Source organism: Rhodanobacter sp. K2T2 (assembly GCF_013408815.1).
Classification (GTDB): Bacteria; Pseudomonadota; Gammaproteobacteria; order Xanthomonadales; family Rhodanobacteraceae; genus Rhodanobacter.
Genome location: NZ_JACCCA010000001.1, coordinates 180,902 through 205,069 on the forward strand (window position 1 = coordinate 180,902; position 24,168 = coordinate 205,069).

19 protein-coding genes and 4 pseudogenes are annotated in these 24,168 nt (G+C 61.3%); 8 read left to right on the forward strand and 15 right to left on the reverse strand.

Annotated elements, in window-relative coordinates; genetic code table 11:
* The first annotated feature begins 31 nt into the window (after positions 1 to 31).
* Positions 32 to 424, forward strand: coding sequence for a hypothetical protein (locus tag HDE78_RS00710; RefSeq protein ID WP_179476610.1), 393 nt, complete (start codon positions 32 to 34; stop codon positions 422 to 424).
* Here HDE78_RS00710 and HDE78_RS20785 read toward each other — a convergent pair.
* The 7 genes from HDE78_RS20785 to HDE78_RS00740 form a co-directional block, all read right to left on the reverse strand.
* The gene (locus HDE78_RS20785) at positions 396 to 1,658 is read right to left on the reverse strand and encodes an ATP-binding protein (protein ID WP_218861894.1); all 1,263 of its coding nucleotides are present in this window, start codon (positions 1,656 to 1,658) and stop codon (positions 396 to 398) included. The genes HDE78_RS00710 and HDE78_RS20785 overlap by 29 nt on opposite strands.
* 45 nt (positions 1,659 to 1,703) lie before the next feature.
* Positions 1,704 to 2,390: a PAS domain-containing protein gene (locus HDE78_RS20790; protein ID WP_218861896.1), complete on the reverse strand. Its 687-nt coding sequence runs from the start codon at positions 2,388 to 2,390 to the stop codon at positions 1,704 to 1,706.
* Positions 2,391 to 2,856: 466 nt separating this feature from the next.
* Positions 2,857 to 3,390: a hypothetical protein gene (locus HDE78_RS00720; protein ID WP_179476611.1), complete on the reverse strand. Its 534-nt coding sequence runs from the start codon at positions 3,388 to 3,390 to the stop codon at positions 2,857 to 2,859.
* A gap of 212 nt (positions 3,391 to 3,602) precedes the next feature.
* On the reverse strand, positions 3,603 to 5,270 hold the full coding sequence (locus tag HDE78_RS00725; RefSeq protein ID WP_179476612.1) for an MASE1 domain-containing protein: 1,668 nt from the start codon (positions 5,268 to 5,270) through the stop codon (positions 3,603 to 3,605).
* A 950-nt stretch (positions 5,271 to 6,220) separates the two neighbouring features.
* Positions 6,221 to 6,652, reverse strand: a complete 432-nt coding sequence (locus HDE78_RS00730) for a YeeE/YedE family protein (protein ID WP_179476613.1) — start codon at positions 6,650 to 6,652, stop codon at positions 6,221 to 6,223.
* Position 6,653: 1 nt separating this feature from the next.
* Positions 6,654 to 7,088 carry a YeeE/YedE family protein gene (locus HDE78_RS00735; protein ID WP_179476614.1) on the reverse strand — a complete coding sequence of 145 codons (435 nt, stop codon included), beginning with the start codon at positions 7,086 to 7,088 and terminating at the stop codon, positions 6,654 to 6,656.
* Positions 7,085 to 7,420: a metalloregulator ArsR/SmtB family transcription factor gene (locus HDE78_RS00740; RefSeq protein WP_179476615.1), complete on the reverse strand. Its 336-nt coding sequence runs from the start codon at positions 7,418 to 7,420 to the stop codon at positions 7,085 to 7,087. The genes HDE78_RS00735 and HDE78_RS00740 overlap by 4 nt, the downstream gene beginning before the upstream one ends.
* Before the next feature lie 88 nt (positions 7,421 to 7,508).
* Here HDE78_RS00740 and HDE78_RS00745 point away from each other — a divergent pair, with 88 nt between their 5' ends.
* Entirely contained in the window at positions 7,509 to 8,369 is an 861-nt protein-coding gene (locus HDE78_RS00745) for an MBL fold metallo-hydrolase (RefSeq protein ID WP_179477091.1), read from the forward strand.
* 376 nt (positions 8,370 to 8,745) lie between these two features.
* Here HDE78_RS00745 and HDE78_RS00750 read toward each other — a convergent pair whose 3' ends face one another.
* Complete coding sequence (locus HDE78_RS00750; RefSeq protein ID WP_179476616.1) at positions 8,746 to 10,173, reverse strand: serine hydrolase domain-containing protein; 1,428 nt, start codon at positions 10,171 to 10,173, stop codon at positions 8,746 to 8,748.
* A 489-nt stretch (positions 10,174 to 10,662) separates the two neighbouring features.
* Between HDE78_RS00750 and HDE78_RS00755 the strand changes: the two genes are divergently transcribed.
* Together HDE78_RS00755 and HDE78_RS00760 are read left to right on the forward strand one after the other, a co-directional pair.
* On the forward strand, positions 10,663 to 11,181 hold the full coding sequence (locus tag HDE78_RS00755; RefSeq protein WP_179476617.1) for an ATP-binding protein: 519 nt from the start codon (positions 10,663 to 10,665) through the stop codon (positions 11,179 to 11,181).
* 128 nt (positions 11,182 to 11,309) lie between these two features.
* A complete protein-coding gene (locus HDE78_RS00760; RefSeq protein ID WP_179476618.1) occupies positions 11,310 to 12,242 on the forward strand; it encodes a hypothetical protein in 933 nt (310 codons plus the stop codon).
* 205 nt (positions 12,243 to 12,447) lie between these two features.
* Here HDE78_RS00760 and HDE78_RS20795 read toward each other — a convergent pair.
* Both HDE78_RS20795 and HDE78_RS00770 read right to left on the reverse strand, forming a co-directional pair.
* Positions 12,448 to 12,579: pseudogene (locus HDE78_RS20795) on the reverse strand (IS256 family transposase); the annotation flags it as partial.
* Between the two features lie 344 nt (positions 12,580 to 12,923).
* Positions 12,924 to 13,370, reverse strand: a complete 447-nt coding sequence (locus tag HDE78_RS00770) for a MarR family transcriptional regulator (RefSeq protein WP_255457531.1) — start codon at positions 13,368 to 13,370, stop codon at positions 12,924 to 12,926.
* A gap of 69 nt (positions 13,371 to 13,439) precedes the next feature.
* On the opposite strand from HDE78_RS00770, the gene HDE78_RS00775 reads away from it, so the two are divergent.
* Together HDE78_RS00775 and HDE78_RS00780 are read left to right on the forward strand one after the other, a co-directional pair.
* Positions 13,440 to 13,808 (forward strand): VOC family protein, encoded by a 369-nt coding sequence (locus tag HDE78_RS00775; RefSeq protein WP_179476620.1) that lies wholly within the window; start codon positions 13,440 to 13,442, stop codon positions 13,806 to 13,808.
* A 359-nt stretch (positions 13,809 to 14,167) separates the two neighbouring features.
* On the forward strand, positions 14,168 to 14,785 hold the full coding sequence (locus tag HDE78_RS00780) for a hypothetical protein (protein ID WP_179476621.1): 618 nt from the start codon (positions 14,168 to 14,170) through the stop codon (positions 14,783 to 14,785).
* 227 nt (positions 14,786 to 15,012) lie between these two features.
* Here HDE78_RS00780 and HDE78_RS00785 read toward each other — a convergent pair.
* Positions 15,013 to 15,138 (reverse strand): annotated as a pseudogene (locus HDE78_RS00785) (DUF3363 domain-containing protein); the annotation flags it as partial.
* Positions 15,139 to 15,255: 117 nt separating this feature from the next.
* Between HDE78_RS00785 and HDE78_RS00790 the strand changes: the two are divergent.
* Together HDE78_RS00790 and HDE78_RS00795 are read left to right on the forward strand one after the other, a co-directional pair.
* A pseudogene (locus tag HDE78_RS00790) lies at positions 15,256 to 15,498 on the forward strand (DUF3363 domain-containing protein); the annotation flags it as partial.
* 518 nt (positions 15,499 to 16,016) lie between these two features.
* A complete protein-coding gene (locus HDE78_RS00795; protein ID WP_255457532.1) occupies positions 16,017 to 18,437 on the forward strand; it encodes an AAA domain-containing protein in 2,421 nt (806 codons plus the stop codon).
* Positions 18,438 to 18,481: 44 nt separating this feature from the next.
* On the opposite strand, the pseudogene HDE78_RS21205 reads toward HDE78_RS00795, so the two are convergent.
* From HDE78_RS21205 to folD, 4 genes and pseudogenes are all read right to left on the reverse strand, one after another.
* Positions 18,482 to 19,291, reverse strand: a pseudogene (locus tag HDE78_RS21205) (AbiEi antitoxin N-terminal domain-containing protein).
* 246 nt (positions 19,292 to 19,537) lie between these two features.
* Positions 19,538 to 21,118 (reverse strand): glutamine-hydrolyzing GMP synthase, encoded by a 1,581-nt coding sequence (gene guaA / locus HDE78_RS00805; RefSeq protein WP_179476624.1) that lies wholly within the window; start codon positions 21,116 to 21,118, stop codon positions 19,538 to 19,540.
* A gap of 227 nt (positions 21,119 to 21,345) precedes the next feature.
* Positions 21,346 to 22,803, reverse strand: a complete 1,458-nt coding sequence (guaB, locus tag HDE78_RS00810) for an IMP dehydrogenase (protein WP_179476625.1) — start codon at positions 22,801 to 22,803, stop codon at positions 21,346 to 21,348.
* A 384-nt stretch (positions 22,804 to 23,187) separates the two neighbouring features.
* Positions 23,188 to 24,045 (reverse strand): bifunctional methylenetetrahydrofolate dehydrogenase/methenyltetrahydrofolate cyclohydrolase FolD, encoded by an 858-nt coding sequence (gene folD, locus HDE78_RS00815; RefSeq protein WP_179476626.1) that lies wholly within the window; start codon positions 24,043 to 24,045, stop codon positions 23,188 to 23,190.
* Positions 24,046 to 24,168: the final 123 nt, after the last annotated feature.

Genomic DNA, 24,168 nt, shown 5'->3' on the forward strand with positions numbered 1-24,168 from the left:
TCGACGCGACATGCTTATCGGACATCGCTTGATGACCATCCTCGCCCGCGAGGGTATGCAGAATCATCAGGCCACCACACTGCGCACGGAAAATGCGGGCAGCAGGGCTGCCTGCCCGTCGAGTGCGGGAGAGCTGGACATCAAGCCTCTGCATAACGCTAGATGTCCAGCTCACAAACGCGTGCGGCAACGATCCAGCGATGCCGACATTACGGCTTCTTATCGTCGGCAAGACGACTGCATGTATCGGACTTCGTTTGTTTCGAAATCCCGCGCATTGATCGATTTCAGCGTCATGCAGTTCGCCATGCCGACCTATCCTGGCTGCCGCACGATGTTTCAGTCCTACTCGAACAGCCGCACGGGCACCCCGGAATATGGGCAAATCCGGCGGTTCATTTGTCATATCCGAGCACGCGGTTGACGTTTTCAGCATCGGCAGACCTCAACATCTGCCGGATCTTGTCGGCAAGCTGTTCTCTGCTGTAAGGCTTGCTCAGCAGTTCCACGCCCGGATCCAGACGGCCGCCGTGAGCGATCACGTCGCGCGTGTAGCCGGACGTAAAGAGCACCTTCAGGCGCGGCAGGATAGTGACCGACTGCGCGACCGTATCGGGACTGCGAAGTGGGCCCGGCATGACGACATCAGTCAGTAGAAGATCGACGTGGATACCGCTTCGAACGAGCTCCAGTGCCTGTGCGGCGCTATCTGCCTTCAATACCTTGTAGCCAAGGCTCGACAAGGTATCGACGACGGTCGACTGCACCTTCAGGTCGTCTTCCACGACGAGAACGGTTTCCGTCCCGCCGAGCGATCTGACACTGGCTTCCACTGCATCCGGAGGCATGGCGACGACGGGTTCAGTGGAGCGCGGGAGATAGATCCTGACGGTCGTGCCGTCACCCGGCTCGCTGGAGACACGGATGTGTCCCCCGCTCTGCTTCACGAAACCGTACGCCATGCTCAAACCCAAGCCCGTGCCCGCGCCTTCCGGCTTCGTCGTGAAAAACGGTTCGAATACGCGCTCGGCCACTTCGGGTGGCATGCCGGTGCCCGTGTCGGTCACGGCCAGCATGACGTATTGCCCTGCGGGTACGTCGGGCATACCGGTCACATGGCGATCATCGAGCACGGTGTTCGCCAGCTCCAGGGTCAGCCTTCCGCCGAACGGCATCGCGTCGCGCGCGTTGATCGCCGGATTCAGGACGACGTTCGCGAATTGGTCGACATCGACGCATGTGCTCCACAGCTTTTCCACCACGACGGTTTGTATCTCGACGGTTTCCCCCAGCGCGCGCCGAAGAATATCTTCCATGCCTGCAATAGCGGGGACCAGATCGATCACGACCGGTCGCAACGGCTGTCGGCGCCCAAACGCGAGGAGCTGCGCAGCGAGCTTTGCCCCACGCTCCAGCGCATCCATGGCTCTACCGAGCCGCTCACGGGTCCAAACGTCGCCAGAGTGACGGTTTTCGAGCAGCTCCAGGTTTCCGCGCAACACCTGTAGAAGATTGTTGAAGTCGTGGGCGACACCGCCGGTCAGTTTGCCGATGGCCTCCATCTTTTGCGACTGAACCAAGACCGTTCTCGCTTCTTCCAGAAGGCGGTTCGACTCCCTGCGCTCGGTGATGTCCCGAGTGATCTTGGCAAAGCCCACAATCGCACCGTCGTCGCCACGTACCGCATTGATGACGACCTGCGCTCAGAAGTGCGTACCGTCTTTTCTGACGCGCCATCCCTCGGCGTCGAAGCGCCCATCGCGCGCCGCCGCTTCCAAAGCGCGCTGAGGCAACCCGGCAGCGGCATCCTCGGGCGTGTAAAAGCGCGAAAAATGCGAGCCGATGATTTCCTGCGCCGCGTAGCCCTTGATCCGCTGGGCACCCGAATTCCAGTTCGTGACCGCACCGTCCGGCGAGAGCATGAAAATCGCATAGTCGGTCACGCCATCGACCAGCACGCGGAATCTGCGCTCGCTTTCAAGCACCGCATCGTGCGCGCGCTTGCTGTCGGTCATGTCCCGCACAATCCTCGCGAAGCCGTCGATCTGGCCGTCTTGCGCATACAAAGCGGTAAGAAGTTCGCTGGCCCAAAACACCGTGCCGTCCTTGCGCACCCGCCACCCTTCCGTATCGTGGCGGCCGACCTGCCTAGCCCGCTCCAGTCCTGTCGCGGGTAAGCCTCTGTGTCGGTCCCCTTGCGTGTAGAAGTCCCCTATCGGTTGTCCGATGACTTCGTCGGGTCGGTAACCGTGGATAACTTCTCCCCCCGGATTCCACGTAAGCACCCGGCCCTCCAACGAGATGGCGCTGATCGAATAGTCGGTGATCGATGCCGCCCACTTGCCCAACCAATCCGTGGGCGGGATGGCCGGGAAATGTTCTTGGCGCATGTCGTGATTTTCCGTATGTCGATCTTCGGATTGGCTTGAACGGGATGGTACAACGACGCTATTCGCAGGGCGTTTTTGCCCACATCCCCGCATCATCGCTCGGTCGTGGACCGACGTCCACTCCTCGCTCCTCAAAGCCGGCGCCAGCCATGGCACTTCCCCGAGTACCCTCGTGCGCGCAAATCGCTCCCGGCGTGGGGCACGGGGAGATCGTCAACAGGCTCTGAGGCTGCATCGGCTTATGCCGCCGCCATATGACGGCAGCCCAAGCGCGCTAAATTCTTTGCCATGTTGCTAGCCGACGGGTCAGCCGTTTTGCCTGGCCGCTGAGGCTGGATGACACCTGCCGCGGCAGGAAGCTCCATGGAATAACAGCCCACTCAATGGCTGACTTTGGCAGCACCGCGTTTTCCGACGCGGCATGAGCTTTTCACATCCACGAGCCTCACCGGCGCTCACGGATGGGTCAATCGGACTGACCACCGGCGCAGGGCGGACAAACCACGGACATTGCCGGTTTTGCTGGCGTTGCCGCGCTGGAGGGCGTTGTTGTCGCCGGCGCTTTCTTGGCGGTAGCCGTCCATACGGTACTGCCGTCGCTCTGGTATCGGGCCGTCAGCTGCACCTCATTGTCCTGGTAGACGGTGATGGCTGGGGAGGTACTATCAAGAGCCGCCGCGAGCGGCTGTGTCGGGGTCGACACGCGTCGCGCATCGGCACCCAGCGGTAGCACCAGAAAATGACCATTTGCCGTGGCGACCGTTGCGCGTACGGTGCCGACCAGATCGTTGACCTGGATGTATTTGACCTTGTCCTGTACGAACACGTAGACGCGCCAGCCGGGCGCAGCACTGACATTCGTCATCTGCGGCCATGACTGGCCCAGGCTTGGCTGTGGCTGACTGGCTCCATCCTGCCGCTGTGCTATGGAAGGCAGCGCCGCGATGCTGGCGATCAAACCCACCAGCAATGATGCACGCCGTGCATTGTGTCGAATCATGGTGTCACCTCTATCGGGTCATTCGCATACAAGCGTTTAGGTATCGAGGAATTCTAACCAGCTGCCGTAAAGCGTGCCGTGTCTTTTTCCGTTTTGGAAGCTGGTCACGATCTCACCGGGACGCGCGCCGGGACGCGAGCCAACCGCCACGCCCAACGCCTGACGACCGCTCGATGACAACGCGAGATACGGGGGAGATCATAAACAAGCTCTTACGCCGCACAAACAGCGCGTCGGCCTTTATGCGCGGCGTAGCCGGCATCGAGCTTGACGTCCGGCGCATCCAGCAACGACACGCTAAGGCGCTGCCACCGCTTGTTGGAGCGCAACCTGCCCTGGTGAAGGCTGGCACGATCCCGCATGCCGGCGAGGTCCAGGCCCAGGGCGCCGAGTCGGGATAACAGCAGATGGCTGCTTTGGGGTAACGCGATCAGCAGGGGCGGCGCCGTGGGCGGCTCCGGTTCGCCGACCACGACCAGCACGGCCCAAGGTATATCGCGCATCGGCCCCACCAGGGCCACCCGAACGTAGAGACGGATACATGGTGTAGCGGGCGATTGCATCAGGGTATAGGCCACTGCCTCGCAGGCCAGCCGATAGAGTGTCCACTGCGCCCCCGGCGCCAGCAGGGCAACCCGTTCCGAAACATGGTCATCGAAGGTGATGCCGCATTCTTCGAGGGTGTCGGCAATCGCGCCGCCCCGAAGCGCCGTCAGCAGGCCTAGGCGCGGCCACTTCCATGGCGCAGGAAGAAAACTGCCTTGCACCGAGGACGTGAAGCGCCGGACCAGAACCAGCAGCGTGCGAAAGTAATGCAGCTCTTTTTCGGGCAGCATGTCGCCGACACGCTCCAGCAGCCGGCCGTAACCCTCCTGCATATACTCGTGGGCCTGCCCCTGCATTTCCATACCGCGGCGCAAGCGCAGTTCGCCCTGGTGGATTTCGCGCTGCGCCGCCTGCCGAACTTGCACTTGGTCGGTCGCCAGCTGCCGCTCTTGTTCATTGAGCCAGTTCAGTCTCGCACCGAGCGGCAGCAACACCGTGAGAAAAATGGCCATGAAATTCTGGGCGTTGATGACCCCGGGATCGTACTGGGCAGGCATGCTGAGCATGATGCCTATGCTGGCCGCGGTACCGCCGACGGCCGCACCTTGCCAGCCGTAGCGCACGGCCATCCACGCCACCGGCAAAAACAGGGCCATGCGTGCGGCTTGGCGCCAGAGGTCCCCGGCGACACCCGCCCCCATCGCGGTCAGTACGCCGACGCAAGCCAGGCCGAGCACCACACCCTCGAGCAGCAAACGGCTGCGACCCATCTGCCGAAGCAAGCCACTCCATGAGTCTGCCCGGCGAACGGCTCCGACGATGGCCAACGCCAGCGGCACCGCCGTGAGAGAACCGAAATAGGTTCCCAACAGGTAGCGCGGCGCCCACAGCCGGACCCAAGCGGGACCGTTATCCCCCGGCTGAAACTGCAGAACAAGCTGCAAGATGCTATCCGCGGCGCAAAGCAGAGCGAAGGCAAACGTGCAGCCGACCAGCGCCACCATCTGCTTGGCCGTGACCGATTCGAGTATCCGCTTGCCGGACACGGTGCCCGGGAGATGCGCCCGCAGCGGCCATGCGACACCCATGGCAAAAGCCGATATCGGAACCAGATGCAATAACGACCCACCCCAACCGTATTGATCGAAGCACGCATAAGCGACGGGTGCGTATGCCACCACGTTCGCCATCAACAAGGTCGGCCAGAAACGGCGCGGCAAGAGCAGCACACCCGCTAGCCAGATGCCGTTCTGAGGCATCCAGTAAGCAAAATAGGCCATGGACAGGCCGCGCACCAGCAGGTACGTCCCGCAGAACAGCGCGGCGACGAGCAAGTGCTGCTGCCATCGCGTCCTCAACCCCTTAAGCATGCCGGTTTCCCTCTGCGAAATGAACGGGTTGCCGCTTTATCACCGGACTCTGAAAGTCGGTAAATATCGTCATTCCCTTGGGGCTTCTATTAGCCTGCCGCCTTTCATCGTGTCAATGCGAAATAGTCTTAAGAGGCTGTTTACGATCTCCCCTTAGCCCGGATTGAGCGGTAGCGCTCGTTACCGAGCAGCATGTTTCGCATCGCCTCGCAAAGAAGCTGGGCCATGTCTTAGAGCCTGTTCACGATCTTCCCGTGCCTCGCCGCAGGCCAAGGAAGAACGAGGGAGTGGACGTCGGTCCACGACCGAGTGATGACGCCGGGATGCGGGCAAACAGCCCCGGCCCACAGAGTTGCCACCGAGCGGCCGCCGCGCCCTACACCTGACGACCGCTCGATGACAACGCGAGGTACGCGGAAATCGGGAACAGGCTCTTAGGGCTGCATGAAGAGCGACTAGGCTCGCGGCATGGCGGTGGCCCCCCGCCGGGTCTTGCCAATCGACGGCGTCAACGGTCGAGGCACCCGGCCTCTGTCTTGCAAAGTCCCGCTGGCTCGAACGGTTAGCGCTTCGCTGTTCGACCGCGGATGCACGGTGCTGCCGTCGGCCCGCTCACGCCCTGCGGCCAACACGTCAAGCTCGTTGATCGAGCGCTGTCAAAGCGCCGCGACTCCATCGTGTGCGCGACCCAGGCATGCGCGTTCCGCCCAGGTATGTACCGTCCTGCCCGCCTCGCGCGACCACACGTCGGTCACGGTCGATCCAAAAAAAACGGGATTCCGGCAGAGCATTTGCAGGGGCACGAGCTCTTCTGCCGCCGGCTCAATCTCGCCGACACATCCCGCTCCGCGGAATGCGGAAAACAGACCAACACGGTCCGCTGACGCCGGGCATGCACGCGAATGTATGCGAGATTACGATCCGTTGGTTTGGCTAGGACGTTGTTCGGCCAGAGCAAAAATCTTCATACCAACGAGCATGGCGACGACGAACAGCATCGCTCCAAACTCACCGCTGCCGGCGCACACGAGCGCAGGTCCAGGGCAGAAACCTGCCAGACCCCAGCCGGCACCGAACATGGCGCTGCCAGCAAGCAAGCGGCGGTCAATGCGGGTTGCGGTCGGCAGCAACATGGGGGCGTCATACAGACTGTGTTTGCGCCTGCGCGCCATCGCGAAGCCGACGCTGCCGATGGCGATGGCGCCGGCCATGACAAACGCCAGTGACGGATCCCAGTTGCCGGCGATATCGAGAAAGCCCAGCACTTTCGCCGGGTTGGCCATGCCGGAAACGAGCAGTCCTGCGCCGAATATCAGCCCGGCCAACAGCGCATTGAGAATCGGCATGTCAAAACCCCAACAGATGGCGGGTAACGAAAACGGCGAAAAAGCCCATTGCCATGAACGTCACGGTGGCGGCAAGAGACCGGGCCGAACCTCGTGATAGGCCGCACACACCGTGACCGCTGGTGCAACCAGACGCATAACGGGTGCCGATGCCGACGAGCAGCCCGGCCACCACAAGCACAGTGGGCGATGACGCAATCGTGACTGGCGGCAATGCCGTGAACACCTTGAATAGCCAGGGCGCGGCGAAAAGTCCGAGCACGAATGCGGCGCGCCAGGCACGATCGCTGGATGTCGTGTCGAGCAGGCTACCGATAATCCCACTGATGCCGGCGATGCGGCCGTTCCCGAGCACGAGCAGCGCTGCCGCGAAGCCGATCAATAAGCCGCCGACGAGCGCGGAAAACGGCGAGAAGTGGACCAGGTCGACACTCATTTCAGGCGCCCTTTGATCTTGCCGCAATAGAGCTTCGACAGCGTCTGCATGATGCTCAAGACTTCGACGCTCGCGAGGTTGTAGTACATGTACTTTCCCTCGCGCCGCGCACTGACGAGTCCCTCCTCGCGCAACACGCCAAGATGCTGCGAAAGGCTCGGTTGATGAAGTCCGACCGCCGCTTCCAGCTCTCCAACGTTGTGTTCGCCTTCGATCAACTGGCACAGCAGTAGGAGACGGTCCTCCTGCGCCATGGCTTTGAGAAGGGCGCAGCATTTCGTCGCGGATTGCCGCAGCACGTCGAGCGCGGCGGGCGATAACGGTGTGCTCATGAATCGGCGTCTCTCTACCTGACAATCATCTTGACCTACAATATATGAAAATATATATTGTTTTTCAATGTATTGATTGGAGCATGCGATGAAGCCACTGGTAGAAGCGTTCTTTGATCGGACCACCTGCACCGTTACCTATGTCGTCCACGCTGGCGATGGCTCTGCGTGCGCCGTGATCGATTCGGTGCTTGACTACGATCCGAAGTCCGGCCGTACTTCGACGCAATCGGCCGACAAAGTCGTGGCATTTGTGCAAGCACACCGGCTGAAAGTTGAATGGCTGCTGGAAACGCACGCCCACGCGGACCATCTGTCGGCCGCGCAATATCTGAAGGCACGACTGGGAGGAAGGATCGCCATCGGCGATGGCATTCGCACAGTGCAGGATGTATTCAAGCGTGTCTTTAACCTGGGGGCGGACGTGCCGGCCGACGGTCAGCCGTTCGATCATTTGTTCGCTGCCGGCGAGACGTTCCAGATCGGCGAGCTGAGTGCACACGCCATGCACGTGCCCGGACATACGCCGGCTGACGTGGCGTACCAGATCGGCGATGCCGTGTTTGTCGGCGACACGATGTTCATGCCGGACGTAGGTAGCGCACGCTGCGATTTTCCTGGCGGCGACGCGCATGCGCTTTATCGCTCAGCACGCAAACTGCTGTCGCTGCCTGACGAGACCCGGCTTTATACATGTCACGACTACCCGCCGCAGTCGCGTCAACCGCAATGGCAAACCACAGTGGCAGAGCAGCGCAAGAGCAATATTCATCTGCATGACGGTAGCTCGGAAGATACGTTCGTCGCGATGCGCATGGCCCGCGATCAGACGCTTGATATGCCTGCGCTTATTCTTCCGGCCGTCCAGATCAACATTCGTGCCGGCTCATTGCCTGAGCCGGAACACAACGGCACGCGTTATTTGAAAATCCCACTCGACGCGTTGTAGAGCACGCATTCACGCCAAAAAAGCTGCTGTCCGCTCAAGAGGCCATGGCCAGAGGAAATCGAAGTTTGCACGGCCCATTTTTCTGGCCGGCTGGAGACGTTCACCGCCTCGCCCGGGAAGGGTCGACTCAGGGGCGATGGGCCGATCGCTCTGTGTCGCTGTTCGGCCATCTGCGGACAATCGCCCTTTCAGCTGGATCGCAGCAAAGCGATCGGTCACGGACGCCGCCTCCGGTTCGAAAGCGCACTGGCTTCGATACGCCAACTTCGTGAACACCACGCGTCCCCTTCATGGCCCGTAAAACAGCCCCAGTTCGCGTTTGCTTGAGGTTAGTTGGCTTCGGCGAAGCCGATCAGCAGCGACCGCCGTGCGTGATTCATCCAAACGAAAGCGCTCCGATCTTTCCCGCCTTATCCAGTGCGATACCGAACTTGAGCTGGCTGCCCGGGCCGAAATGGATCACGTAATCTTGAAACGTCACGCCGGCATCGGTGTGCGTGCCCTTGAACACCAAGGCTGTGGGCTTTCCGTAGCCATTGAACTCATCACCTAGACGCTTGGCCAAGCCCGTCCTCATTTTTTTCGCGAGTTTGTCTGCGAGATAGAGAGAGTCCGCATCACCGGCCTGCAATTGCACGAAGTAAGCATTGACCTTTGCCGTGACCAACGGATTCTCGCCCTGAGCCGGTCGCATCGCATCTGCGGCGATAGTGGGATTCATATCCTCGAAGATCGCCGTCGTAATCATTTCGCCGGGTTCCGGGTGGTCCACGAAGTTGGTGAAGGCGATTGCCTGCACGTCCTGCCGCGGGAAGTACTCGTTCGCAGTGGTGAACCCCAGCGAGCCGCCTGTGTGACCCACGCGAGGCTGGCCGTCGATGTTGTCGACAAACAGACCTAGGCCGTAGCCAGCGTCACCTTGTTTCGTCTTGACCGAGTTGCACATCAGTGTGAAATCGACCGGCGTCACGATCCTTCCACCGCGCAGAGCGAGGTTCCATTTCTGGAGATCATCGACGGTCGAGACCAGGAACCCCGCGGCCCAACCCACCGAGGCGGCGATGGTACGCGCACGCGTGATCTGTCCCTTCTCGCGGTCGTAACCGATCGCCATACCGGGCAACTTGCCCTCTTCCGCCACGGTGAAGGTGTGCGTCATGCCCGCGCGATCGAGCAGATGAGTCTGGAGGTAGTGCCCATATGTCTCGTGCGACACCACCTCAATGACTCGACCGGCCAGGATGTAGCCCGTGTTGGAGTACGACCAATGGGTGCCGGGCGGGAAGTCCAGTGGTTTGTCGGCGACGTACTTCATCAGTTCGTTGAAGGTCGCCGGCTTATCTATCGCCTTGGCTGTATCGACCGCATCGATGTATTCCGGCAAGCCGCTGGTGTGCGAGAGCAGTTGTCGCAATGTGACTTCGTCGGCGTGCGGGGCGTTTGGCAGGTAGACGGAGAGTTTGTCGTCGAGATGCAGCTTGCCGGCCTCTTGCAATTGCAGGATCGCCGCAGCGGTGAGCTGCTTGGTAATCGAGCCGATCTCGTATTCGGTAAGCACCGTGGCTGGTTTATGGTTCTCGCGATCGGTCAAGCCGTATGCGTGGCGATAGACAACGTGGCCGCGCTCGGCGACAAGGATCGTCACACCGGGCGTACCCGTACGCTGCATGATGCTTTGCACGTCGGCATCGATGCGATTAGCCAGTTGTGCGTCGAATGGCCGTGCTTTGACCGGAACGGGGGCCGCGGCGGCAGCGGTCAACGACAGGCAAAGTAAAGGCAGTGTGGCGATAGACCTCAGCATCGGATGGACTCCTGATTAACACTCGTGGGCAGCGACGTAAGACTTGGAAATCGACTGTTCGGAGCGAATACCGTGCCAATCGCACGAATATGAATTCCAATGACGTTTCAATGCATTACCGCTCACCGCAGCCTGCAGGCGTTGTCCGCGGACACTATTGGAAGCTTGGCGGACACTCATTTATGCGTTAGTGATCGCCCTCCACCGCCATCTACACCAGCCACGGCCCTACCTTCCGGCGAGCCCCGCCTTGAAGGTTAGTCTTCAGGGGCTGCTGATAGAGTTCGGCTTTGTCAGGGCGAAAACTGATGTTGATTTGCGTCGCTGTCCTTCCCGAAAACGGCCGTCCGCAACAGGCGGTTTCGGATCGACTGCGGTCTGACGCGAATCGGTTTCTGGCAAGCAACGTATGTAACCATCGACCACTCTGAGACATTCCAGATTGGCGACAATCACCGACTGCAGATCGACATCGGAAAGACAGATCTGATGCATCTCAACCCAGACCATTATTTGCAGACTGCCGCCGGTCGAGTCTTTACGGCAGACCGCCATGCCGCCGCATGGGAACGGTTGTATACGGACTTATCTGCGGCGCTCCTGGCGCGCCCACGACGGATAATCATGGTCATCGGTGTGCAAGGCGCGGGCAAATCTACCTGGACGAGGAAATGGGCAGCGCAGTCGAACGACGCCATTTACGTCGATTCAACGTTCGCCACCGCGAATCGCCGTGCACGGGTAATCGAAATTGCCAAAGCCGCTGGAGTCCCGATCCGTGCGGTATGGGTGAAGGTTGACTTGGAGACCGCGCTCCGCCGCAACAAGAGCCGAGCGGCCGACGAAACAGTTCCCGATGAGGCCGTCGAAAACGTCTTCAGAATCTTCGAACCGCCAACGTGTGGCGAAGGTTTCTGTGAGGTAGTGATTCTTGGCGATGAGGTCGACTTTGTTCAGCAGGTCGGAATCACCTCAACGGCCGCTAAAAGTCCTATTGAAAAGACATGATTGCAACTTAACCACTCGGATTGCTGACAATCTCACTTGGTCCGGCGTCTAATCAGACGATCACCGGGAGCTTAAGTTTTTGCTACACCGCGCCGTCATAACAGTTGCCAGATAGTGGGAAGAGAAAGATGGGCATCAGCATCAATCCGACAAACGCGACGGCTTTAGCCGCAACGCCAGGACTCAGCTACGTAGCGCTTGCTCCATTCGAGGGCGGCGCCACGAACCCTTCGACTGCGGCGGCGACCGCTGTGACGCCCGTCGACACAGCGGCCAACGAAGCGTTCATGAACAAGTGGAGCGGCGTCGATGCTGTGATGGCGGCCAACGGTCTCGAGCCCGCCGCACTGCAGAATCAGACCTCGCTGAGCGCCGCTGCAACGACACTTGCGAAGTACCAACAGGCACTCGACAGCAATGCCCGTACGGGTCAGGATGCCCAAGCGGTGGCAACGGCACTCGTTTCGTCGATGCAACAACTCATTCTCCAGCGGCCCGATCTCGCCAATGCGAAGTTTGACTTCCAGTCGGACAACGGCGCGATTAAGGTAACGTCCGGCACGCTTAGCGATAGTGACCGAGCGTGGCTGCAGAACCTGCTGAACAGTAACGGCTCCCTCGTTCACGCCGTCCAGTCATTTCACAACGACCTCGTGGGGGGATATTCGGCCTGGGCAAATGCCGACGGCAATCCGCTGACCGACGCTCAGTCCAACGCGATCAGCAAGCAGGCAGACGGCCTCGTCAGCTTCATGAGCCTGTTCAGGCAAATGGGAGCCAGCAGCAAGGTACCCAACGCGGACGATAAAGACATTTATGCCCTCAACGGGGCGAAGATCGATCTAACGCAGGATCCAGGCAATGCCGTGGGTTTTCTGAGCTTCATGCAAAGTGCGCAGGCCGTCGCGAATGGAGCCGACGTTGCAAAAACACCCGTGGGCAATTTTTACAAGGCCGAAAAATTCAACATTTTCGAGCAAAACCTGAGCAATTCCTGGGCTATACGAATCCCGTTCTTCCCTTCTGACGCGACATCGCTTGGCATGCATGAGACTGCGTGATCCGGCCAACGGCTCCTAAAGGTCGGTTTCTCCTCGATGTTGAGTGCAGATATCGCGCGTTCCTGCGTAATTGATATGCCATGATTTTACCCACCATGTTCAGGCAGGCTGCAAAAACCATGGGGATCGCCAACGGCGGCGATGAAGGTGTGCAGAATTTGGGCAACCGGGATTTGAATTAGCGCTGAGGAAGTCATCCATCGAACTAGATCGTAAAACGGTTCAAGGCGGCCTTCCAGTCATGGATCGGCATCGTCCATTTCTTGCTGATGTTGCGCAGCGCCAAGCAGAACAATTTCAGCAGCGCCTCGTCGCTCTGGAGCGAACCCCGGTTTTGGGCTGGTGTCGAGCCGGCGTTCTCCCGTAGACGCCAGTGCTTCTCCATCCGGGCGTGGGAAACGCGTTGCACAAGTCCAACTATGAAACCGACAACCAGACGTCGTAGCGAGGCTGGCGGGAGCCGGGGTCAGCTCAAGGTAATACGTCCGCTTCTGGCCGGACATTGACTGTGCCTCGTGTCGCTATCCGACCCAGAGAGTCGGTCGAGGCTTCAACAACCTTGCCCGACAGTCAGAATGACTGGCCCGGGACGGGCCACAGCGCAGATCAAGTCGCGTGGCCCATCGAACGTCTGCTCAAAGGGACAAAGCTGACGGTAAATTTGTCGCGGTAAACATTCCGCTAGCTATCAGACGGCTCAACGCCCAGGGCGGCAGCACAACGCTTGAGCAGCTCGCAAAGAAGTCTGGCCTCTTCTGCCGACAGCGTGGAAAGCATTTGTCGCTCGACCACGTCGGCCGCCTTTGCGCCCTCGGCGACGGCCTTTTGGCCCGCCTTCGTCAGCTCGGTCATGATGACGCGGCCATGCTCCGGATGCGGACTGCGCGCGATCAGCCCCCCGCGCTCGAGGTTGACGAGGATTGCCTGCATGGTCTGCGGCGTCACGAACGCCGCTCGAGCCAGCTCGGCATTCGAGATGCGCGGGTTGCCGGCGACCGCGAGCAGTACGGCGTTCTGCGGTGCAGTGATGCCTAGTCGCGCGAGTTCGGCATCCAGGCGCTGCCGCAAACGGTGTTGCGTGATCTTGAGGTTGTAGCCGATCCAGTCGGTTCCGCTGCGAGGCTTCAACTTAGTTGTTGACATATCAGTGCCCTTATATAAATATCAGTGCACTTATATTACTCAGCAGAAATCCACATGACAACGCCAGCCGGACCAGACTTTATCGCCTTGCAAGTGCGCGACCTTGCTGCATCCAGCAAGTTCTATGAAGAGGTCTTCGGGTTCAAGGCCGCGGCGCAGAGTCCGCCCGGCGCCGTCGTTCTCAAGACCGCGCCGATCCCGCTGGCGCTGCGCGAGCCTCTTCGTCCGCTTCCTGAAGTCGGGCCGCTGGGTGTGGGCATGGTGCTCTGGATCGCATGCGACGATGCCGACGCCCTGCACGACCGCATCGTCCAACGGGGCGGCGCGATCCTCAGCCAGCTGGCCGACGGCCCCTTCGGTCGCTTCTTCGTCGCTGGTGACCCCGATGGCTACGAGATCACCTTTCATACGGCGCGGAGCTGACCGCGGCCCACGCCTTCCGACGCGCTGGAGACTCCAAATGACCATCCTCGATCCGCAACTATCGGGCCCAGGTTCACTTAGTCCGCGCCTGTCTTGACTCCCTCCCTTGCCGTAGCAGACTCGATATCAAGGAGCGTAGAAACTCCTCGTACAGCGGTACCCACCTCCGTCAAACCGGTGGTTTTTTTGTGCCTATGCTTTTTGTGGGTACAACCGACGCGATGCCTGCGTCGGGAGGGCGGCTAATACAACACCCGCAAGGGGAATACGCCCGCCGTCTGTACGCGGTTTCTAACCTCCCGACTTCCCGTCCATCGTCATGCCGTGGACGGGCACTTCGATGGAATAAGGAGGCGGCCATGTCGACGTTCGATGCGGATGATCGGGACACGATGGGTTATTTTCTGCCGGAGAACAGCCAGCTCCGGCTGCAGAAGCTGCGCGACTATGCGGAGTTTCTCTCGCATATCACGCAACCGCGCACGCCGGACGTGCAGCAGGAGTGGATCCCCGAGATCAATGTGGAGCAGGTAGCGATCTGCCTGGAATTGCTTGCAGAGCAGGTGGGCCTGGTGCTGAGCGATCTCTCCTTTCCGGCCTACCGCGCCGACAGCGACGCGGCGCCTGCCGCCGACGAAACGCCTTATGTCGCCGAGTCGATGCCGTACGACGCGGGCGAGCGCTACCGCTTCGGCCTCACCCTGGAACAGGTCGATACGCTCAACCGGCTCATCGACATGATCGCCGCCCACGGCGACGTGGTCACAGCCAGCCACGCCACCGAACTGGCCGACCACACCCTATCCCTGCTGGGCCACGCCATCTTCACCGACGCCCGCGCCCTGCGCGACCTCATCGACCAAGTGGAATCCCAGCGCCTCAACCCACCGCGCCATCCGCTCACCGACGTAAGCGAAGAGCAGGCCGTCTACCACGTCGCCCTAACAAGGGCTCAGGTTCACTTAGTAGGTTTTTAAGTGAACCTGCCCCTGAGGTTTCCGAAGCCCGCGCCGGCTGTCCGGCATGCGCTGCAACGGTGCATGTCGGGCCGCAGTTCCCCCAGACCAATCGCGTCGCTCTGACGCCATCCGAGGTAGCACATCATGATGGGCTCGCCACGTGGTCAACACTCACGACAGCGGATCTACGAAGCTGCACTCACCGACAGTCGGCCTCCGGGCACCAGCCTCAGGCACACGGCGCATCAGCCGATGTCCGGGGCCTGGTGTCGGCCGATATCCCATGACACCCCGCGGCCTCGCACGGCCGCCCTCATCCATTGGCCAAGCCGTGACTCGATGACCGGCATCCAGGGCACCAGACTGAACCCAGGTCGTCCAAACCCGCATGGTTAAAGGACTTGGCTATGCTCGTCATGGGTTTGTACTGTCATTTCTACCGTCAGAAGCGCAGATCTGTTGCCGGCGCGGTAGATCGAGCGATTTACGCTGCGGCAACCGGCCTGGAGCATAGGTCCGTGGCAGACGGCCAGCGCGTGGCCGGCATCTACCAGCGCGACATCATGCTTGCCAACGGACGTTATGCGATGCTCGATGACGACATGGGCTTCTTTCTCGTACCGTGGCGGCCCGTGATCGAGCAACGGCTGGGACAGCAGCTCGCCGCGACGGTGCGCGGCGGCTGGGTATTGTGGAACATTGGGCGACAGCGTGGGCTTGCCATCGGATAGCCGGCACCCGAGCTTCAGGCGAAATGTTGCATCTCCCGCGCGGGCCAAAGTTGAACAGCATTCCGTCGTCAAGCAATCGCTGAAGAACGGGCAGATGGCCAAATGCATGAGCCGGCTATCGGCCCTGCACGCAATGATGGCAAGATTATCCTCATTGGAGAAATAACGGCATTCGATATTCGGCGTGAGGCGCAGACAGATGCCGTACGCATACGAATAGGAGATGTATGGTCTCGATTCAGGTGGGTGGCGAGGACAAGACCGCGAAGATCAGCGACTGGGCGATTCACTGGAGCGACAAGTACAAAGCCCTGCAACTGACCTGTCATTACCCCTCCAGGAAAACTTACACGCGCCCGCTCGGCGACTGCCGTGTTTCTCCGACCCGCGAGCTGGGCGAGATGTTGCTGACCAAGCCCGGCAGCACGATCGTCACGCCCATCGTCAAGGCGACAATCTACGGCGAGCGGTATGCCGTCGTGCACTATCGGGACGCCGGCAAGCCCTGCGTCTACACGATGGACGGCATCGGCTTTGCCGCGCCCACGGCAATGAAGGACGCGCCAGTCTTCCGCTATTTCTGCGACGTGGCGAATGCTCGGCAGGATCGCGCGGCGTCGGAGAGTGACCGTAAAATCGCTACCAATGTCGTGCGCCAACTGGAAGAACTGCCTGCCAGTGCAGACACCGCTTTGCAGGCCTACTGCACGGGGCGCAACGGCACGCTGGCGCCGGGCCAGGGGCTGATCTATCCCTTCGGGCTGAACGAGAGCCAGCTTGCGGCGGTCGAGCAGGCCTTCCGCGCGCAGGTCAGCGTGATCGAAGGGCCCCCGGGAACCGGCAAGACCCAGACTATCCTCAACATCCTCGCCAATATCCTGCTGCGTGGACAGACGGTGGCGGTGCTGTCCAACAACAATGCGGCGGTGGAAAACGTCTACGAGAAGCTGGAGAAATGTGGTCTGGGCCACCTGGTCGCCAAACTCGGCAACAAGGACAACCGCAACAACTTCTTCGCAGACCTACCGCCGTGGCCATCCAGCGAGCCCGAGCCCGCACCGTCCCTGGATGAGATCCAAACCCTGCTGGGTCGCTTGAAGCATCAATTGCACGATCACAATCGGGCGGCGCAATTGCAGGTCGAGCTCGACGAACTGACCGTTGAACAACGCTATCTGCAGCAGTGGCAGGCAGACAGCGGCGTGCAGGTCGCCGCCTCGCTGGACAAGTACGGACTGTCGCCGCGCAAGACGGCGGACCTGATGGCTTACCTGGCCCATCTCGGTGAGCAGCGCATCCACCTCAAGGACCGCATCGAGCTACTGTTCAACTTCAGGATTTTCCGCGCCAAGCCATTCGCCCAGGGCGATACGCGCCTGTCGGTTTTCCATGCCCTGCAGATGCACTACTACGACAAAGCGCTGCGCGACAAGGAAGCGGAGCTGCAGGCGTGCCGGGAATCGCTGGCGCGAGGAGATTTCGAGGCATCGCTGGAGGCATTGAAGGCGGCGTCAATGCGCCACCTGAAGCAGCATCTTCAACGCCAGGCGCAGCCGTCGGACAGCTTCAGTGCCGAGACGTACAAGCAACAGTTCGATGCCTTCATGCAGCGCTTCCCGATCATGGGAAGCGGCACGCACTCCATCGTCAATTCGATCGCGAAAGGGGCGATCCTCGACTACGTGATCATCGACGAAGCCTCGTTGCAGGACATCGTGCCGGGTATCCTGGCGCTGGGCTGCGCGAAGAACCTGATCGTCGTCGGCGACAATCGTCAGTTGGCGCACATTCCGGTGATTCTGGGCCTGCTGGCGCCCATCGATGCCTACGATTGCGAGCGCTACAGCCTGCTCGATTCGTGCATCGGCGTGTTCAAGGAAGCGTTGCCCAGAACCCTGCTGAAGGAACACTACCGCTGCCATCCCAGGATCATTCAGTTCTGCAACCAGCAGTTCTACGATAACGCGCTGGTGCCGATGACCCAGGACAACGGCGAAGCGCCGCTGCGCCTGGTAGTGACCGCCAAGGGCAACCATACCCGACAGAACACCAACCTGCGGGAGCTGGACTCCCTGCTCAAGGTACTCGAGGACGAGGGCGAGCCCGTGGGGCTGGACGGCGACGGTCGTGGTTTCATCGCCCCGTTCCGGGCGCAGGTCAACCTCTCCGGCACGCGCTTGCCGGCGGATTTCGTCAAGGACACCGTGCACAAGTTCCAGGGCCGGGAGTGCGACGAGATCGTCTTCTCCACCGTGCTGGACAAGAAACGCTACAACCAGGAGCGCAAACGGCTGGATTTCGTCGACGACCCGCGCATGATCAACGTGGCGGTGTCGCGGGCCAAGCACCGCTTCACCCTGGTGACGGGCGACGAGGTGTTCACCAGCAACAACGGTCACATCGCGGCCTTGATGCGCTACGTCGCTTATTACGCGCAGGACGAGCAGATCGTGCGTGCACCGGTGGTGTCGGCCTTCGACCTGCTGTACCGCGAGTACGACCAGTCCCTGGCGCGCTTGAACGCCCGCTTGCGGTCTGCGGACTCACGCTATAAATCCGAGCAGATCGCAGCGCAATTGCTGCGCGAGGCGCTGTCCGATCCGTCGTGCCAAGCTTTGCGGTGTCACGACCAGGTCAAGCTGGATCAGGTCGCATCACCGAGCAACCCGAATTTGACCCAACGCGAGCGGACCTTCATGGCGCGTGCCAGTTGCGACTTCGTGATCTATTTCAAGGTGGGCAAGACCCCGCTGGGGGTGATCGAAGTCGATGGTGGCTCCCACGACCGGCCCGATCAGGCGGCGCGGGACGCCTTGAAGAACAGTATCCTGGCGAAAAGCGATCTGGCCATTTTGCGCCTGCGCACCATCGAAAGCGGCATTGAAGAAAAGATCGCTCGTTTCCTCGCCCGTTGGGCGGGCACAGCGCCAAGTGCCTGAGGCTGCAGGCGCAGTATGGCGGCGTGGTGACCGCCCCGTCTGGGTCAAGCCAGGTGCTCATCGAGGTCTCCTGGCGAGGTGATCTGGCAGGCCGGAGGCAGGCGACCGCTAGGAACCAGCGCGTGCTTGCCCGGCCCAGATCGACATTCTTCAGCGGCACATGCGCCAGCCACGCATGCCGATGGCAATCGGCAAGCGCCGGAAACAGCCGCTTGACCTTGATGCTGCGCCACTACCACAGCATCAAGGTCAAGGCAGCAAGGTCATTGCCTGCATCAGTGCATCGGCCTCGTAGACCCCAGCCGCATCCGATACGCTGTCGCAGAGTTCCAGCATGACCCGCTCAGGCGGCGAGCAAACCAGCGCATCGGTCCCAGGCGCGGCGGTATACCAAGCCAGGCCAGCTTCCGACAACGCCTTTTCTGAGACTTACGCAGTGACGGGCACGGCCGGGAGATCGAGCGGACCCTGGCCTCGGTACTCGAAGCGCTATTCCAGTGAGAGCTTGTCCACCTAGCCCGGCGGCGGCTGTGGCCCATACAGCGCGATCGTCCGGGCATCGCCCTGGCGCAAGTAGTGCTCGTGCCCTTGCAGGATCAATGCGAAACGCCCTCCGACGTGCAGCGGCATGCCCTCGCCTACCTGCAGGCTGCGGACCACCCCATCATTGCAGACGCCCGCCCGTGCGCATGTAGACGACACGCGCCGGGGACACCAGCCAGCCGCTGCTCACGTAGCGCGCCACAAGGCTGTTGGCGTAGCCGTGCGCTCGTAGCCAGCGACTGGGACACCAGGCGGGTATCGCGCAGTTCGGCCAGCAAACGGTTCAGTTTTCCTGAATTTTGAGCACCTATAGTGCTCAAAACACCCGATTTATAAACCATCGTCACGCATGTGGCGTTTGACAATGTCTGAAAAAGATCACTCATAGCGATCCTTTTTCAAGTAAAAACTGAGCCGAGCACCGATTTGGTCTCAATGGTAAACGGAGCGTTTTGATCCGACCTCCGATCTTACCGTCAGCTCTACCGTCAACCCGTTTGCTGGCCGAGGATAGCCACCGATAGCTGTCGTGACGTAACTCCCCGAAGGACGTCAATTCACTCCCACTCGATCGTGGCAGGCGGCTTGCCGCTGATGTCGTAGACCACGCGTGAAACGCCGCGCAGTTCGTTGATGATGCGATTCGATACCCGGCCCAGAAACTCGTACGGCAGGTGCGCCCAGTGCGCGGTCATGAAGTCGATGGTTTCCACCGCGCGCAGCGCGATGACCCATTCGTAGGCGCGCGCATCGCCGACCACGCCGACCGACTTCACCGGCAGAAACACGGCAAACGCCTGGCTGGTCTTGTCGTACAGGTCGGCCTTGCGCAGTTCGTCGATAAAGATCGCGTCGGCCTGCGCCAGCAGATCGGCGTACTCGCGCTTTACCTCGCCCAGAATGCGCACGCCCAGGCCGGGACCCGGGAACGGATGGCGATACACCATCTCACGCGGCAGCCCCAGCTCCACGCCGATGCGGCGCACCTCGTCCTTGAACAGCTCGCGCAGTGGCTCGACCAGCTTGAGCTTCATGTGCGCCGGCAAGCCGCCGACGTTGTGGTGGCTCTTGATCACGTGCGCCTTGCCGGTCTTGCTGCCGGCGGACTCGATCACGTCGGGGTAGATCGTGCCCTGCGCCAGCCATTTCACCGCGCCCGCGCCGTCGGCGGTGAGCTTGGACGATTCCTCGTCGAAAATCTCGATGAACAAACCGCCGATGATCTTGCGCTTGGCTTCCGGGTCACTGACGCCAGCGAGCGCATCGAAGTAGCGGTTCTGCGCATCGACGCGGATCACCTTGACGCCCATGTGCTCGGCCATGGTGGCCATCACCTGATCGCCTTCCTTCCAACGCAGCAGGCCGGTGTCGACGAACACGCAGGTGAGTTTGTCGCCGATGGCCCGATGCAACAGCGCCGCGACCACGGATGAATCCACACCACCAGAAAGCCCGAGCAGCACGTGGTCATCGCCGACCTGCTCGCGCACGCGGGCAATCTGATCGTCGATGATGTTGGCTGCCGTCCACAGCGTTTGGCAGCCGCAGATCTCGGTGATGAAGCGCTTCAGCAGCGCGCCGCCCTGCTTGGTATGCGTGACTTCAGGATGGAACTGCACGCCGTACCAGTGGTTTTCCTCGTTCTCCATCACCGCAACCGGAATGCGATCTGTGGTGCCGGTGATGACGAAGCCCGGCGGCGCCTTGGCCACATGATCGCCATGGCTCATCCATACGTCGAGGCGATGGCTGCTGGCGTGATCGGTGAGGTTTTTGAATAGACGGCTATCTGCAACGATATCGACTTCGGCGCTGCCGAATTCCCGGGCGTCGGCTGCTTCGGTGACACCGCCCAGTTGCGCGGCCATCGTCTGCATGCCGTAGCAGATGCCGAGAATCGGCAAACCCGCATCGAACGCCTGCTGCGGCGCCTTCGGCGCATCGGCCAAGGTGGTGGACTCGGGCCCCCCCGAAAAAATGATGCCCTTCGCCCCGAAAGCAGCAATCTCTGCCGGGTCGTGATCCCAGGCCCAGATTTCGCAATACACGCCGATCTCGCGGATGCGCCGGGCGATCAGCTGCGTGTACTGCGCGCCAAAATCGAGAATGAGGATCTTGTCGCTATGGATGTTGGTCATGGGTTGGCGGCTTGGGGATACGGGCGAATGGAGATTGCGGTTCAGTGCGCTTGGCTGGATTTGCAGTAAGCAAGGGATGAGGGGTGAGTAGCGAGGGCTCGGCAACCGATCCCTAAGGAACGTCGATAAAGAGCACGTCAACATGCGCCCACTGACTAACAGTTCAAACAAGTAGCGAAGGACGCCGCTTATCGCGCCCTCGCTACTCGCCCCTCATCCCTGCCCCATCAAGAATTCAGCCGGTAATTCGGCGCTTCCTTGGTGATCTGGATATCGTGCGGGTGCGCTTCAGTGACGCCGGCCGAGGTGACTTTGACGAACTGCGCCTTGTGGCGCACGTCCTCGATATTGGCCGCGCCGAGGTAGCCCATCGATGCGCGCAGTCCACCGATCAGCTGGTGGATGATGTTGCGCAGCGGCCCGCGGTACGGCACGCGACCTTCGATGCCCTCGGGCACCAGCTTGTCGGCGTCCGCTTCGTCCTGGAAATAGCGATCCTTCGAGCCGAGCTGCATCGCGCCGATCGAGCCCATGCCGCGATAGCTCTTGTACGAACGGCCCTGGAACAGCTCGACTTCGCCGGGCGATTCCTCGGTGCCGGCGAACATCGAGCCCAGCATCACGGTCGACGCGCCGGCAGCGAGCGCCTTGGGGATATCGCCGGAATAGCGGATGCCGCCATCGGCAATCAGCGGAATCTCGTCTTTCAGCGCGTTGGCCACCATGTCGATCGCGGTGATCTGCGGCACGCCGACGCCGGCCACCACACGTGTGGTGCAGATCGAACCCGGACCCACGCCGACCTTCACCGCATCCACGCCGACGTCGAGCAGCGCACGGGCCGCGTCGCCGGTCACGATATTGCCGGCCACCACCTGCACCTGCGGATAGTGCTTCTTGACCCAACCGGCGCGTTCGATCACGCCCTGCGAATGCCCGTGCGCGGTGTCGACCACGAGCACATCCACACCGGCTTCCACAAGCGCAGCTACGCGCCGCTCGGTATCGCCACCGACGCCGACGGCGGCACCGACCAGCAAGGCTTCCTGCTGATCCTTGGCGGCATGCGGATTGTCACGCGCCTTCTGGATGTCCTTCACGGTGATCAGACCGCGCAGCTGGAAGTCGTCGTTGACCACCAGCACTTTCTCGATGCGGTGCTTGTGCAGCAGCAGCAACACGTCGTCCTGGCTGGCGCCTTCGCGCACGGTGACCAGCTTTTCCTGGCGGGTCATGATGTTGCGTACCGGATCGTCGTGCTTGCGCTCGAAGCGCAGATCGCGGCTGGTGACGATACCGACCAGCTTCGAACCCTCCACCACCGGCACGCCGGAGATGTTGTGCGCGCGGGTCAGTCGCAGCACTTCGCTGATCGACGTATCGGGCGTTACGGTGATCGGGCGGCGGATCACGCCGGCCTCGAACTTTTTCACCAGCCGCACTTCCGCCGCCTGCTGTTCCGGCGTCAGATTCTTGTGGATGATGCCAATGCCGCCGCACTGCGCCATCGTGATGGCGAGTCCCGCTTCGGTCACCGTATCCATCGCGGCGGAGACGATAGGAATGTTGAGGCGCAGGTTGCGGGTGAAACGGGCGGAGGTGTCTACGTCACGCGGCAGCACAATGGAGTGGCCGGGAACCAGGTAAACGTCGTCGTAGGTCAGGGCCTCGGCGAGGATGCGCATGAGTTGTCCTGCTGCAAAGAGGGAATTATACGCGCCCCGCCGTGATGCTCGCCAGATCAGCGACTGAATATCTCCGCACTTAGAGCCTGTTCAAAGTCTCCGCGCGGCCCGCGCCGGGAGCTGTTTGCGCGCAGGCCAAGGAAGAACGAGGGTACGCGGGGAGGCGCCATGGATGGCGCCGGCTTTGAGGAGCGAGGAGTGGACGTCCGTCCACGACCGTGTGATGACGCCGAATGGCGGGCAAACAGACCCGGACCTCCGGGTTGCCTCGCCGTCGCCGCCAGGTGGTGGTGCGTGGCGTGGCGCTCGGCAAGTCAAGCCGCGCGCTGGCGAGGCAACGCGAGCTACGTGGAGCCTTTGAACAGGCTCTTAGTCGAAATCGACTTAGTGCGAAGAGCACGCCTCGGCGGCTTCCAGCGTGTTCTGGATCAGCGTGGCGACGGTCATCGGACCCACGCCACCGGGCACCGGGGTGATCCAGCTGGCGTTTTCCGAGGCCGCCTGAAAATCCACGTCGCCGACCAGCCGGCCGTCCTCCAGTCGGTTGATGCCGACATCGATCACCACCGCGCCGGGCTTGATCCATTCGCCTTTGACCAGCCCCGGCTTGCCGACCGCCACGATCAGAATATCGGCCTGGCGTACGAAACTTTCCAGATCGCGGGTGAAGCGATGACAGGACGTCGTGGTGCAGCCGGCGATCATGAGCTCCAGCACCAGCGGGCGACCGACATGGTTGGATACCCCCACGACCACCGCGTGCTGTCCGCGAACAGGGCGATCGGTATGGCCAAGCAGGGTCATCACACCGCGCGGCGTGCACGGCCGCAAGCCGAAGCGGCGCAGCGCCAATCGACCTACGTTGATGGCTTGAAAACCGTCCACGTCCTTGGCCGGGTCGATGCGGTCGACCAGCGCGTCCTCGTCGATATGCTCCGGCAGCGGCGACTGCACCAGGATGCCGTGCACGTCCGGATCGGCATTGAGGTTGTCGATCAGCGCGAAGACCTCTTCCTGACTGGTATCCGCCGGCAGGTCGTGATCGAACGACCGAAAGCCGACCTGATGACAGGCCTTGCGCTTGTTACGTACGTAGACCGACGACGCGGCGTTGTCGCCGATCAGAATGACCGCCAGACCGGGCGCGGGAAGCCCCTGCGCCAGGCGTTCGGTGACGCGACGCCCCACGCGCTCCAGCAGTTCCTGCGCGATGCGTTTGCCGTCGAGGATGCGTGCGCTCATGGATATGCCCGGGCGTAAAGTCCGCCATTATCCCGGCTGGACGACGCGCTTACAAACCGGCCGTGGTCTGTAGCGACTCCAACGGCAGTACGTAGGTTGGCGGTGCGGGTCTGTCTCGTGAGC

What these genes read in the sequence shown, in the direction of transcription:
- HDE78_RS00710 (WP_179476610.1), top strand. Translation starts at nt 32, where the DNA reads ATGACCATCCTCGCCCGCGAGGGTATGCAGAATCATCAGGCCACCACA.
- HDE78_RS20790 (WP_218861896.1), bottom strand. Translation starts at nt 2,390, where the DNA reads ATGCGCCAAGAACATTTCCCGGCCATCCCGCCCACGGATTGGTTGGGC.
- HDE78_RS00720 (WP_179476611.1), bottom strand. Translation starts at nt 3,390, where the DNA reads ATGATTCGACACAATGCACGGCGTGCATCATTGCTGGTGGGTTTGATC.
- HDE78_RS00730 (WP_179476613.1), bottom strand. Translation starts at nt 6,652, where the DNA reads ATGCCGATTCTCAATGCGCTGTTGGCCGGGCTGATATTCGGCGCAGGA.
- HDE78_RS00735 (WP_179476614.1), bottom strand. Translation starts at nt 7,088, where the DNA reads ATGAGTGTCGACCTGGTCCACTTCTCGCCGTTTTCCGCGCTCGTCGGC.
- HDE78_RS00740 (WP_179476615.1), bottom strand. Translation starts at nt 7,420, where the DNA reads ATGAGCACACCGTTATCGCCCGCCGCGCTCGACGTGCTGCGGCAATCC.
- HDE78_RS00745 (WP_179477091.1), top strand. Translation starts at nt 7,509, where the DNA reads ATGAAGCCACTGGTAGAAGCGTTCTTTGATCGGACCACCTGCACCGTT.
- HDE78_RS00750 (WP_179476616.1), bottom strand. Translation starts at nt 10,173, where the DNA reads ATGCTGAGGTCTATCGCCACACTGCCTTTACTTTGCCTGTCGTTGACC.
- HDE78_RS00755 (WP_179476617.1), top strand. Translation starts at nt 10,663, where the DNA reads ATGCATCTCAACCCAGACCATTATTTGCAGACTGCCGCCGGTCGAGTC.
- HDE78_RS00760 (WP_179476618.1), top strand. Translation starts at nt 11,310, where the DNA reads ATGGGCATCAGCATCAATCCGACAAACGCGACGGCTTTAGCCGCAACG.
- HDE78_RS00775 (WP_179476620.1), top strand. Translation starts at nt 13,440, where the DNA reads ATGACAACGCCAGCCGGACCAGACTTTATCGCCTTGCAAGTGCGCGAC.
- HDE78_RS00780 (WP_179476621.1), top strand. Translation starts at nt 14,168, where the DNA reads ATGTCGACGTTCGATGCGGATGATCGGGACACGATGGGTTATTTTCTG.
- HDE78_RS00795 (WP_255457532.1), top strand. Translation starts at nt 16,017, where the DNA reads ATGGACGGCATCGGCTTTGCCGCGCCCACGGCAATGAAGGACGCGCCA.
- guaA (WP_179476624.1), bottom strand. Translation starts at nt 21,118, where the DNA reads ATGACCAACATCCATAGCGACAAGATCCTCATTCTCGATTTTGGCGCG.
- guaB (WP_179476625.1), bottom strand. Translation starts at nt 22,803, where the DNA reads ATGCGCATCCTCGCCGAGGCCCTGACCTACGACGACGTTTACCTGGTT.
- folD (WP_179476626.1), bottom strand. Translation starts at nt 24,045, where the DNA reads ATGAGCGCACGCATCCTCGACGGCAAACGCATCGCGCAGGAACTGCTG.